This window comes from Actinophytocola sediminis (assembly GCF_054779715.1).
The window spans coordinates 114,350-126,738 of sequence record NZ_BAAGXS010000038.1 but is presented as its reverse complement, the minus strand read 5'-3'; the positions used below and the strand labels follow the sequence as shown (position 1 = coordinate 126,738).

At 71.4% G+C, this 12,389-nt stretch carries 9 protein-coding genes; 4 read left to right on the top strand and 5 right to left on the bottom strand.

All coding sequences use genetic code 11. From position 1 onward, the window contains the following. Positions 1–37 precede the first annotated feature (37 nt). The 3 genes from ACYVIP_RS24030 to ACYVIP_RS24020 are packed head-to-tail and all read right to left on the bottom strand — an operon-like array spanning position 38 to position 3,903. Positions 38–985, bottom strand: a complete 948-nt coding sequence (locus ACYVIP_RS24030; protein WP_460400056.1) for an ABC transporter permease — start codon at positions 983–985, stop codon at positions 38–40. Further along, positions 986–1,852 carry an ABC transporter permease gene (locus tag ACYVIP_RS24025; protein WP_460400054.1) on the bottom strand — a complete coding sequence of 289 codons (867 nt, stop codon included), beginning with the start codon at positions 1,850–1,852 and terminating at the stop codon, positions 986–988. It abuts the gene before it with no gap. After that, on the bottom strand, positions 1,849–3,903 hold the full coding sequence (locus tag ACYVIP_RS24020) for a dipeptide ABC transporter ATP-binding protein (protein WP_460400052.1): 2,055 nt from the start codon (positions 3,901–3,903) through the stop codon (positions 1,849–1,851). The genes ACYVIP_RS24025 and ACYVIP_RS24020 overlap by 4 nt, the downstream gene beginning before the upstream one ends. 139 nt (positions 3,904–4,042) lie before the next feature. On the opposite strand from ACYVIP_RS24020, the gene ACYVIP_RS24015 reads away from it, so the two are divergent. Both ACYVIP_RS24015 and ACYVIP_RS24010 read left to right on the top strand, forming a co-directional pair. Further along, positions 4,043–4,768 (top strand): FadR/GntR family transcriptional regulator, encoded by a 726-nt coding sequence (locus ACYVIP_RS24015; RefSeq protein WP_460400050.1) that lies wholly within the window; start codon positions 4,043–4,045, stop codon positions 4,766–4,768. A gap of 2 nt (positions 4,769–4,770) precedes the next feature. Continuing rightward, the gene (locus ACYVIP_RS24010; RefSeq protein ID WP_460400048.1) at positions 4,771–6,954 is read left to right on the top strand and encodes a sialate O-acetylesterase; all 2,184 of its coding nucleotides are present in this window, start codon (positions 4,771–4,773) and stop codon (positions 6,952–6,954) included. Here the strand turns inward: ACYVIP_RS24010 and ACYVIP_RS24005 are convergent. Together ACYVIP_RS24005 and ACYVIP_RS24000 are read right to left on the bottom strand one after the other, a co-directional pair. Beyond that, positions 6,919–7,548 (bottom strand): sigma-70 family RNA polymerase sigma factor, encoded by a 630-nt coding sequence (locus ACYVIP_RS24005; protein WP_460400046.1) that lies wholly within the window; start codon positions 7,546–7,548, stop codon positions 6,919–6,921. The two genes, ACYVIP_RS24010 and ACYVIP_RS24005, sit on opposite strands and share 36 nt — an antisense overlap. A 376-nt stretch (positions 7,549–7,924) precedes the next feature. Then, positions 7,925–8,413 carry a GNAT family N-acetyltransferase gene (locus ACYVIP_RS24000; protein ID WP_460400044.1) on the bottom strand — a complete coding sequence of 163 codons (489 nt, stop codon included), beginning with the start codon at positions 8,411–8,413 and terminating at the stop codon, positions 7,925–7,927. 222 nt (positions 8,414–8,635) lie between these two features. Here ACYVIP_RS24000 and ACYVIP_RS23995 point away from each other — a divergent pair, with 222 nt between their 5' ends. Both ACYVIP_RS23995 and ACYVIP_RS23990 read left to right on the top strand, forming a co-directional pair. Beyond that, positions 8,636–11,623 (top strand): AfsR/SARP family transcriptional regulator, encoded by a 2,988-nt coding sequence (locus ACYVIP_RS23995; protein WP_460400042.1) that lies wholly within the window; start codon positions 8,636–8,638, stop codon positions 11,621–11,623. A 99-nt stretch (positions 11,624–11,722) separates the two neighbouring features. Continuing rightward, positions 11,723–12,364 (top strand): hypothetical protein, encoded by a 642-nt coding sequence (locus ACYVIP_RS23990; protein ID WP_460400040.1) that lies wholly within the window; start codon positions 11,723–11,725, stop codon positions 12,362–12,364. The last annotated feature ends 25 nt before the right edge of the window (positions 12,365–12,389 follow it).

Below are 12,389 nucleotides of genomic sequence, written 5' to 3'. Positions count from 1 at the left end.
GGTGACATGTTTGGTGACATGTTCATGGTGAGGCCTCTCAGGTAAGCCGGATCCGTGGATCAAGGACGGCGTAACAGACGTCCACCAGCAGGTTGAGCAGCAGGAAGGTGGCCACGACGAACAGCACTCCGCCCTGCACGATGGCGTAGTCGCGTTCGCCGATCGCGGTGTAGAGCAGGCGCCCGAGACCGGGGTAGTTGAAGACGGCCTCGATGACGACCGTGCCGCCGAGAAAACCACCGAGTTGGAGACCGACGACGGTGACCGTCGGCAGCGACGCGTTCCGCAGCGCGTGGCGGCGGATCACGTCCCGTTCCGGCACGCCTTTGGCCCTGGCGGTACGGATGTAGTCCTTGCCCATGACCTCGCCGAGTGAGGTGGCGAGGAACCGGGCGGTGACACTGGAGGTGTGCACGGCGATGGCGACCGCCGGCAGGATCGTGGCGGTCAACGCGCCGCCGGGATCCTGCCACAGCGGCACGAAGTCACTCGATGCCGGCAGCCAGCGCAACCGCACGGCGAGCACGATGATCAGCAACAGCCCGAGCCAGAACGTCGGCACCGCGAGGCCCGCGGTGAGGTAGCCCTGCAACACCCGGCCCACCACCGAATGCGGCCGCAGCGCGACCACGATGCCCACCGGCACGGCGATCAGCAGGGTCAGCACCATCGCGAACCCGGCCAGCTGCACCGTGGCCGGGATCCGGTCGAGCAGCTCGCTGACCACCGGTTGGCCGGAGTAGTACGAGGAACCGAGATCGCCGGCGACCGCGTGGCCGATCCAGGACAGGTACTGCTCCACAATGGACCCGCCGAGGCCGAGCCGTTCCCTGGTCGCGGCCAGCTCGGCGGCACTCGCGTCCGGCCCGAGCAGCACCGAGGCCGGATCGCCAGGCAGGGCAAAGGTGAAGGCCCAGACCGCGATCGAGCCGAGCACCAGCACCACGGCGAACTGGAGAAGTCTGCGGATCAGGTGGCCATACATCTAGACCGCACCTCCGGTGGCGACGCGCGCCGTCGGATGCTCGCTGCCGCCGCTGACCGCGAGCCGCAGACCGTGGCCGATCCGGTCGAGGCAGAACACGGTGAGCACCAGGCAGAGTCCGGGGAACAGCCCGTAGCTCGGGCTCTGGTACAGATAGGACCGCGCGTCCTGCAGCATCCCGCCCCAGGACGGTGCCGGCGGCGGGGTGCCCAGGCCGAGAAAGGTCAGGCCGGCCTCGACCACGACCGCCATCGACGCGGTGACCACGAGTTGGATGACGACCGGGCCGAGCACGTTGGGCAGCACCGTGCGCAGCATCGTGTCCGGCGTGCTCGCGCCCATTCCCCTGGCCGCCAACACGAAGTCGCGGTCCCGGATGGCGAGCGTGGCCACCCTGGTGAGCCGGGCGAACTCGGGCACCGCGCCGATGCCGATCGCGAGCACCAGGTTGAGCCTGCCCGGCCCGAGCAGCACGATCATCACCAGCGCGAGCAGGATCCCGGGCACCGCGAGCAGAAGATCGACCAACCGCATCGCGATCGCGTCCACCCACCGCCCCAGGTAGCCGGCGAGCAGCCCGAGCGGCACCCCGATGCCCGCGCCGACCGCGGCGGCGCCGACCGCGGCGATCAGGGAGGCGCGGGCACCGTAGATCAGCCGGGACAGGATGTCGCGGCCGAGTTGGTCGGTGCCGAGCAGATGCGCCCCGGACGGACCGAGCAGCGACTCGCCGTCCTGCGCGGTCGGGTCGAACGGCGCGACCAGCGGCGCGCCCACGGCGAGCACGACCAACACCAACAACCCGGTCGCACCGACAACTCCCGACCGCGACCGACCGAACCGGCGAACCGGGGCTGGCAGGTTCATGGACGCACCTCCAGTCGCGCGACCGGTGCGCGATCGGTGGTGCGTTCGGCGAAGTGACAGGCGGTGTGGCCGCCGGCGACGGGCCGCAGCGGCGGTTCCTCCTCGGCGCAGCGGTCCGTCGCGATCGGACACCGGGTGCGGAACCGGCAGCCGGACGGCGGGTTCACCGGGCTGGGGACGTCGCCGCCGAGCGGCACCCGCTGCCGGTCTGCGCGGCCGACGGGGTCCGGCACCGGCACCGAGGCGAGCAGCGCCCTGGTGTACGGGTGGCGCGGGTCGTCGTAGACCCGTTGCACCGACCCGGATTCGACGATCCGGCCCAGGTACATCACCGCGACCTCGTCGGCGACCTGCCGGATCACCGCGAGGTCGTGGCTGACGAACAGGTAGGCCATCGCGGACTCCCGCTGCAGATCCGCGAGCAGGTTCAACACCTGCGCCTGCACCGAGACGTCCAACGCGGACACCGGCTCGTCGAGAATCAGCAGCCCCGGCCGGGACGCCAGCGCCCGCGCGATCGCCACCCGCTGGCGCTGACCGCCGGAGAACTCCGCCGGCAGCCGCTCGGCGTGCTCGGTCCGCAGCCCCACCCTGGTGAACAGCTCGGCCACCTCGGCCCGGCGCCGGGCCTGGGGCATGCCCTGCAGGCGCAACGGTTCGGCGACGTTGTCACCGACGCTCAGCCGTGGGTTCAGCGAGGCGTACGGGTCCTGGAACACCATCTGCGCGCGCCGCCGGATCCGCCGCAGCTGGGACCGGCTCGCCGTGCCGACGTTCTCGCCGTCGACCAGGATCTGTCCGCCGGTCGGCTCGACCAGCCGCAGGACCAGCCGCGCGAGCGTGGTCTTGCCGCACCCGGACTCGCCGACCAGCCCCACCGTCCGCCCGGCGGGGACCCGCAACGACACCCCGTCCACCGCGTGCACCCACGCCGACGCGCGGGCGAACACCCCGGACCGCACCGGAAACCGCGCGACCGCGTCCTGGACGTCGAGCACCACCACCTCGCCACCGTCGGCCGTCGCCGCCGGCACGTCATTGGCCTCGACGGTGGGCAGACTCGCCGCCTCGTCAGGGAAATGGCAGGCACTCGCCCCGGAACCGTTGTCGGGCAACGACACCGGACGGACCTCGGTACACACCGCGCGGCCACGGGAGATCGGGCACCGGGGCGCGAACGCGCATCCCGGCGGCAGCTCGCTCGGATCCGGCGGCTGCCCGGGAATCGGCAGCAGCCGGGCGGACACCGCGTCCAGCCGGGGCAACGCGCCGAGCAGGGCCGCGGTGTAGGGGTGACGCGGCCGGGTGAAGATCTGGGTGACCTCACCGGACTCCACGATCCGGCCGCCGTAGGTCACGCCGACCCGGTCGGCGGTCTCCGCGACCACCCCGAGGTCGTGGGTGATCAGCACGACGCCGGCGCCGGTCTCCTGCCTGGCGACCCGCAGCAGGTCCAGGATCTGGGCCTGCACGCTGACATCCAGCGCGGTCGTCGGCTCGTCCGCGATCAGCACCGTTGGCCGGTTGGCGATCGCCATCGCGATCATCACCCGCTGACACATGCCGCCGGAGAACTGGTGCGGGTACTGGTCATAGCGCGTTCCCGGCTGGGGAACGCCCACCAGGTCAAGCAGTTCCACGACCCTGGCCCGCGCCGCGGCGGTGGACAGCGCGCGGTCGTGCACCCGCAGCGCCTCGGCGATCTGGTGGCCGACCCGCTGGACCGGGTTCAGCGCCGAGATCGCGTCCTGGAAGATCATCGCCACGTCGCGCCCGAGCCGCCGCCGCAGGTCCGGCTCCGGCAGCGCGAGCAGGTCGACGTCGCCGAGCATGACCTGCCCGGTCACCCGGCGCAGGTTCGGTGTCCTGAGTAGACCGAGCGCGGCGAGCACCGACACGCTCTTGCCCGACCCGGTCTCCCCCACGATGCCGAGGGTCTGGCCACTGAGGACCTCGTAGCTCATCCCGTCGACCGCGCGAACCACGCCGGCCCGCGTCGTGAACTCGACGACCAGGTCACGCAGGCTCAGCACCGGTTGGCCACCAGACACCGACGACCTCCTTGGCACCAACTCGGTGTTGCTGCAAGATGTCCTACAGGTTTCGCACGGTAAGCGCCTGGCAATCTGGTGTCAAGATCCGTAAGATATCCTACAAGTTGTCTCACCGAATGGGAGGATGATCGACAGCGTGGCGAGTCAGCAGGACGATCGCGAGGCGGAGTTCCAGCCGCTGGGCCACCGAGCTCCGCTACACCAGTTGGTGCAGCACGAGATCAGGAACTACATCCTCCGGGAGGCGCTGCGCCCCGGCGACCCGCTCAAGCCGGAGTCCGAGCTGGCCAGGCTGTTCGGGGTGAGCCGCAACTCGGTGCGCGAGGCGGTCAAGGCGCTGGAGTCCACCGGCGTGCTCGAGACCCGGCGCGGCAGCGGCGTCTACGTGCGGGACTTCTCCTTCGCCCCACTGCTCGACCACCTCCCCTACGGCCTCATGCAGGACCAGCGGGCGCTGCGCGAGCTGGCCGCGCTGCGCAAGACCCTGGAGACCGCCCTCATCCCCGACGCGATGCGCGCGATGACACCGGAGAGCGTCACCGCGCTGCGCACCACCCTGGCGGCGATGCGTGAGCTCGCCGAACGGGGCGAGAGCTTCACCGAGCAGGACCGCCAGTTCCACCAACTGCTGTTCCGCGACCTGGGCAACACGATGCTGCTGCGGCTGTTCGACCAGTTCTGGCTGGCGTTCCACGCGGCGGCCCCGCCGGCCCGCGGCCGCACCCCGATGGACGCCTACCAGGGCCACGCCGCAATCCTCGACGCGATCCTCACCGGCGACCCGGATCAGGCGCGCGCGGCGATCCAGGACCACTACATCGGCATCGAGTCCAAGCTCGCCGAGGAACCCACCCAGGAGTGATCATGACGCGACGCCATCTCCTTCGGTTGGCCGGCGGCGGCGCCGCGCTGGTCCTGGCCGTGACGTCGGCCGTGACATCGGCCGCGGCCGTCCCCGCCGCCGCCGAGCCGCTGTCGACGTCCTGCGCGGCCGAGGCCGATGGCTACCAGTTGGTGCGGTCGCTCGAGTTACCGACCGCCGCGAACTGGCTGGACGCCACCCCGCCGTACACCGTCGAGGACACCGGCGTCTTCGCCGAGGGGGTCGACCGCTTCGGCTACTGCCTGGAACTGTCCACAGAGGACGGCACCAGCTGGGTGTGGACGTCGATGGAGGCGCTCGGTGCCGAGCCCGACGACCTCGGCCTGCCGACCCACATGCGCCAGGCCAGGCACCAGTTCGTCGACGACCTGACGGTGGCCACCAACGTCGAGGGCGTGCGGCCGGTCGACGGTGGGTCCGGGTGGGTCGAGATGTGGCCCAACCAGTCCGACGGCACCGGCTCCAAGCAGGTCCCGGGAGCGTCCGAGACCGCCAACGACGCCGACGACGCGGTCCTGTGGGCCAACGGGTACGGCTCGTTCCAGGTGCACGCGTTCGCCGACGCGGCCGACGCCCGCGGCCCGAGGCCGGCGACCGAGCCGACCGCGACGCCGGTGTTGGCCGTCAACGCGTTCACCGCCCCCGGCCCACGCACGATGGACGTCGGGATCGGCACCAGCCAGGGCACGAGCCCCGACTGGACCGCCGCCGGCAACGCGGCCGACTACACCGACCGCCGGCTCACCTTCTACGCCCGCCCGTCGCTGGTCCGCGTGGACACCGCGCCGTCGTCGCGCCAGGTGGTCCCCCGCCCCGGCCGCACCGCGAGCACGGTGTCGGTCCCGGTCACAGGCGTGGCGACCGACCCGGCCGTCACCTCGATCGAACTACACACCACCCGCGACGGCCGGCAGACGGTCCACCGAGCCGCCGTGTCACCACGATCGCCTCGGTTCGCGTTCACCGTCACGCTGCCGGTCGCCCTGAGGTCGACCGATCTGGAACTGGTCGCGCGCACCGCCGACGGGGCGCGGCATCGCGTCGGCCGCGCGGTCGACGTGGTGGCCGGCGACGTCATCGTCGTGCAGGGCCAGTCGAACGCGCAGGCGGGCAAGCAGGCGACCGCGACCTCGTCGGACGCCGACCGGTCCCGGTGGGTGCGGACCTTCGGTACGTCCAACAACAACCGCCCGGAGTTGGCCGAGGCCATCGGCGGCTGGACCTACGCCATGGGCGACACCGTCCAGCGGGTCGCGGCCGTCGGCCAGTGGGGAGTCCGCATGGGACAGTTGCTGTCGGCCAAGCTACGCATCCCGATCGCCGTCATCAACGGAGCCCGTGGCGGACAGCCGATCAGCTACTTCGCCCGCAACGACAGCGATCCCACCGATGGCGCAACGAACTACGGCATGCTGCTGGACCGCCTCGACCGCGCGGGCCTGACCGGACGCGACGCCATCGACGTGATGCTGTGGTACCAGGGCGAGGCCGACCGCGACCGGGCCGAGGTGCACGTCACCGGGTTCACCGAGCTGGTCGCCGACTGGCGCCGGGACTACGGCGTCGGGCTGCCGGTCTACGTCCACCAGGTCCGCAACTCTCCCTGCGACCAGGTGACCCCGGTCGCGCTGCGCGATGCCCAGCGGCGGCTGCCGGAGACCATCGACAACCTGCGACTACAGTCGACCACCGGCCTCAACGGCCACGACGGCTGTCATTTCGACTATCTCAACGGCTATCGGCTCCTCGGTGAGCAGAACGCGGCGTTGCTGCTGGACGATCTGTACCGGCCGGGCGCGCCGAGCCTGGCGCCACCGAACCCGCGCGCGGCACACCGGATCGACGACCGTCCACACGAGATCGTGGTGCGGCTGCGGTCGTCCACCCGGCAGCTGACCGTGGAGGACGGCGCGGCCGAGGACTTCCTGGTGCCGGGAGCGGTCGTGGAGTCCGTGCGCTGGCAACGGGGTCGTGGGCTGGTGCTGACACTGGACCAGCCGGTACCCGCCGAGGCCACCGTGTCCTATGTGGCCCACCGGATGGCGGGGCCTCGGGTGATCGACGCCCTCGGCATGGGCCTGCTCGCCTTCCAGCTTCCCGTCGACCAGTACCCGAAATCAACGACGACGTTAAGCGGCCGGGTGTCGAACGAGGGAGTCGCGTAGCCGCCGAAGGCCCGCGCGCATCCGGTACTTCACCGTCCCGGGCGCGACTCGCAACGTCTCCGCCACCTGGTGGTAGGTCAGCGCGCGGTAGTAGGCCAACAGGATCGACTCGCGTTCCAGTTCGGTCAGCGCCCGCAGGCATTCCCGCACCTGCCCCTGCTCAAGTTTGTGGAGCACCTGCTCCACCACCCCGCTCTCCGCACCGCCCAGGAAGTGCGTGGCGCTCTCCCGGTCGGCGCGCGACCGCGCGGAGCGGACCCGGTCGACGGCTCGGTGGTGCGCAACCGTGATCGCCCACGCCTGTACCGCGCCCCGGCTCGGCCGATACCGGGGCGCGGTCCGCCACAGCTCGACGAACACCTCCCGCACGACGTCCTCGGACTGCGCGTGATCCCGCACCACGGCGCGGACCATGCGCGTCACCGGTACCGCCAGCAGGTCATAGACCAGCTCGAACGCACGCTCATCCCCCTGAGCGACCGCGCTCAGCAACTCCTCCTCGGTCCTGACCTCATCGTCGGCCCGGCCGGGCGTGGGAGAGAAGACAACGGCCGAAGCACCAGCCGACGGCGAACCAACAGAATCCGAGCCCACGATCGACTCCTCACCATCCGACCATCAGGGCTACGCCACTGGTCAGAAGGTTGAAGGGATCGCCGCGAGCGCAGGATCTGGGCACGCCCGACGATGAGAAACCCACCATAACCCGAAGCGATCCGGGGTGCACAACCGCCTGACTACAGGATCTCCGGCCGACAGGCCGAACTCTCGCCGACTCGAACCGTCCACATCGGACAGATCTCTCGGCGGTAACGGTCATCAGCTCTGCGCCGGTGTCGAACTGGCGCACACCGACTCGTCCGTGATCGCGTCCTAGGTCATGCGCAGTCCCACTCCCCGCGGCAGGACGGCGACGCCCTGTCCCCCGCTGTCACGCGTCGCCGCCCACCCCATGGATCTCCGCTGGGGTCTACGGCCGGGACTGATCCGGCGCCACCGCACGGAAACGGGCCGTGGTGGCGTCCTCGCGCCAACGACGCAGTCCGGCCTTCTCCAGGACCCGGACCGACGCCACGTTCGCCAACTCCACGTCGGCGTACACCGTGTGCACCTCCGGCGAGTCCAAAGCCGACGCCACCAGCGCCCGCGTCGCCTCGGCGGCATAGCCGCGACCGCGCCGGGAGCCGACCACGCCGTACCCGACCTCGACCGCACCGTCACTCGGCGGCCAGAGCACACTGATGGAACCGACCACCAACCCACTCCCCCGCTCGACGATCAGCCGATGGCCGTACCCAGCCGGCTGCCCGGCGATCACCCCGGCGATGACCCGGTCGCCCTCGGCGGGAAAGTCCGCCGCCCAGTGCGCCATCCGGCCGTCCCCGAGGACGGCGGTGAGCTCGTCGGCGCGCCACGGCCGCAGCACGAGGCGCTCAGTGGTCAGGTCCGTACTGATCAATGAAGAAAAAGACACGCGACAACTCCAGGTCGTAGCAGACGACCGGGTCGCTCACCAACCGCGCGCGACCCGGACAAGGGCATGCCGATGAAGCGTCTGGCGGACCATATTCATCAACCTCCCTCGTCACCACGTTCGTCGCGGGGATCGCGCGCCACCGGAGCATATCAACCGGACAATCCGGCGGCCGATACAGTGGCCAGGGAGGGATGAAGGAGAGCTGTGGATTTCGGAGTGCTTGGTCCGCTGACCGTGTGGCGGGCGGGCGTGCCGGTGGATCTCGGCACGCCCAAGGGACGGGTGCTCCTGGCGGTGCTGCTGAGCCGGCTCGGCCGGCCGGTCGCCGGTGACGCGCTCGTGGAGGCGATCTGGGGCGAGGAGCAGCCCAAGAGCGCCGCCAAGAACATGCAGACCTACGTCCACCGGCTCCGGCAGTCCCTCGGCGACTCCGGCCGGATCACCTGGGACGGCACCGGCTACCTGCTGCGCGCCGGCCGCGACGAGCTGGACGCCGCCCGGTTCGAGGACCTCGCCGCCCTGGCCAGGACCGCGCTGGTGGCCGGCGAGCTCGACAAGTCACGCGCCCTGTTCGGCGAGGCGCTGAGCCTCTGGCGGGGACCGGCCTTCGCCGGGGCCGCCGACGTCGCCGCGCTGGTCCCGGAGGCCGCCAGGCTGGACGAGCTGCGGCTGTGCGTACTCGAGGAGCGGATCGACGTCGACCTGCGGCTCGACCGGCACGACGAGCTGCTCGGCGAGCTGACCGCGCTGACCAAGGAGCACCCGTTCCGCGAGCGGATGTGGGCCCAGCTCATGCTCGCGCTGTACCGCTGCGGCCGGCGGGCGGACGCGCTGCGCGCCTACCGCCAGGCCCGCGACGTCCTGGTCGAGGAGACCGGGCTGGACCCCGGGCAGCAGCTGCGGGACCTCTACCAGGCCATTCTCGGCGAGGACCCGGCCATCGGGCCGGCGGCCACGGTCGCCCAGCCCGAGACCACCGACGCCGAGAACGCCCGGCCATGGATGCTGCCCGCGGCCATCGGCGACTTCACCGGCCAGCGGCTGGAGCTGGCCGAGGTCGAGGCCGTGCTCCGCAAGGACCGCCCCAGCGACGAGCCGGCCGCGGTGGTGACCATCTCGGGCCACGGCGGCACGGGCAAGACCGCGCTCGCGGTGCACGCCGCACATCGCCTGCGGTCGACCTACGCCGACGGGCAGCTGTTCGCGGCCATGGACGGCACGCGTGCCCAGCCGGTCGACCCGGGCATCGTGCTCGGCCGGTTCCTGCGCGCGCTCGGCATCCCGGCCACCGCGGTGCCCGACGACCCGGAGGAGCGCGCGGAGCTCTACCGCAGCCTGCTGGCCGAACGCCGGGTCCTGGTGGTGCTCGACGACGCGCTCGACGAGGCCCAGCTGGCGCCCCTGCTGCCGGCAAGCGGCACGTGCGGGGTGATCGTCACCGGCCGCGTGCGGATGGGCGCGCTCGGTGGCGCACGCCGGATCGAGCTGCGCGAGATGTCCGATGAGGACAGTCTGGCGCTACTGGGCACCAGCATGGACGACCGGCTGGCCTCGGCCACCCAGACCGACCTGGCCGACCTGGTCCGGCTGTGCGCACGGCTACCGCTCGCGCTGCGGATCGTCGGCTCGCTGCTCGCGTCGCGACCACACTGGCGCGTCCCGGACCTGGTGTCGCGGTTGGCCGACGAACAGCACCGGCTGGACGCGCTGCGCTACCGCGACCTTGAGGTGCGCGCCAGCTTCGGGCTGAGCTACGCGGGGCTCCGCCCGGCCGCGCGCAGGCTGTTCCGGCTGCTCGGGCTCCTGGAGACCCCCGACTTCCCGCTCTGGGCAGCGGCCGCGGCCATCGACACCGAACTGCGCGCGGCCCAGGACCTGCTCGACGAACTGGTCGACGTCCACCTGCTCGACGTCACCGGCGCCCCACACGGCCTGGCCCGCTACGGCTTCCACGACCTGATCCGCGCGTACGCCAGGGAACGCGCCGAGGATGAGGAGTCCGAACAGGACCGGCACGCGGCCGTCGTGCGCGCGCTCAGCGCGCTGCTCGCCTTCACCGACATCGCCGACCGCGACCACATGGGACAGAACATGTTCCAGCGCGACGCCGAGCGGTGGCGACCAGAGCGGGTGGCGGCCAGCCTGCCGTCCACCGTCCCACCGATGGTGTTGCTCGACGCGGAGCGGGTCTCGCTGGTGGCCGGGGTGCGGCAGGCCGCCGCGCTCGGCCGGGGCGTGCTGTGTTGGGAGCTGGCTGTCGGCGGGCACGCGCTGTTCGAGACCGAGCGGTACTTCGACGACTGGCAGGAGTGCTACGACACGGCGATGGACCTGGCCAGGGCGGCGGCCGACCTGCGTGGTCAGGCCAGGCTGCTGATCTCGATGGCCGGGCTGCACTACACCCGGCGGCGGTACGGCCCGGCGGAGGAGGCCAACACCGAGGCCATGCGGTTGTTCGAGCGGATCGGCGACCAACGGGGCTACCTGGAGGCGTTGAGCAACGCGCCGTTCTTCCTCGTGCCGAACGGGCGGCTGTCGGCGGCCATCGCGGCGGGCGACGAGGCCTACGCGCGGCTCAACGCCGCTGGGCAGGCCGCGGCGGCGTTGCACGCGTACTCGCAGGTCGGCCTCGCGCACCTGCAGGCAGGCCGGTACGAGGTCGCGGTGGCGGTGCTCGCGGAGATCGTCGACGGGGCGCGTGAGCAGGGCATCCGGACCCTGATCGCGCGGGACACCTACTGGCTGGGCCAGGCGCTGCTGGCGCTCGGCCGCCACACCGAGGCGGCGGCGGCGTTCACCGAACTGTCCACTATCGCCGTCTACATCGGACGCTCTGGTGGCTTCTACGCCGCCCACGCCTGGGGGTGCCTGCGGCTGGCCATGGGCGAGTTCGCCGACGCGCGCGCCAGTCTGGTCGAGGGGGTGGAGCTCGCGCGCGCCCTGCACGATCCCATGTTCGAGATCCGGGTGCTCGTCGACCTGCTCGATCCCGCGCTGTACGACCGCGCCGAGTTGCCGGCGGCGATCAGCCAGGGTGAGCAGGCGGTCGAGGTGGCCCGCGGCATCGACTACCCGTACCTGCTGGCCGGTGTGCTGGACAAGCTGGCTCGGCTGCACGCCGCCGATGGCGACGAGGACGCGGCCGATCGCCTGGCGGGCGAGGCGGCCGACGTGCGCGCCAAGATCAGCTGATTCGTCCTTTGTGGTCTCATATTCCGGGTATGTGCCAGGCGTGTACCGGGGTATGCCACGCTGTGTCCAGTACCAGCCATTTCCCTAATGAGGTTGAACGTGCACAAAGGACGAATGATGTTCGCGGCCGGACTGGCCGTCATCGGGCTCGGGCTCTCGGCCTGTGGCGGCGAGGAGGATGGCTCCGCGTCGGCGCCGGACACGCCGTCGACACCGGCCTCGGCCGAGTCCGAGACCGAGTCCAGCGAGGAGAGCACGCCCGCCGGCGACGACGCCGGACAGGCCGATGGCGAGGCCACCGCGCCCGGCACGGAGCTCAAGGTCGGCGACCGGGCGGTGCTGCCGTTCGAGTACACGAGCGAGAAGAAGGGCACCGTCGCCGTGACGGTCACCGCGATCGAGGCGGGCACCGAGGCCGACATGGCCGCCTTCGGCGAGAAGGCCGCGGGGATGACGCCCTACTTCATCAAGATGACGGTGGAGAACGTCGGCGGCACCGACATGTCCTACGCGTCGCTGACCCTGCGCGGTGCGCTCGAGGACGGCTCCAGCACGGGCGTGTCGCTGATCGGGGACATCCCCGGCAAGTGTGACAACGAGGCCGCGCCGGCCGAGTTCACCACGGCGGGTGCGTCCTACGAGACCTGCTCGCTCAGTGCCTCGACCAGCACCCCCGTCACGGGCGCGACGTTCGACGAGGGCGACGAGTACAGCGACGAACCGGTCGTCTGGACCAACTGAGACGGTCCGAGGCGCCGCGGGTGAG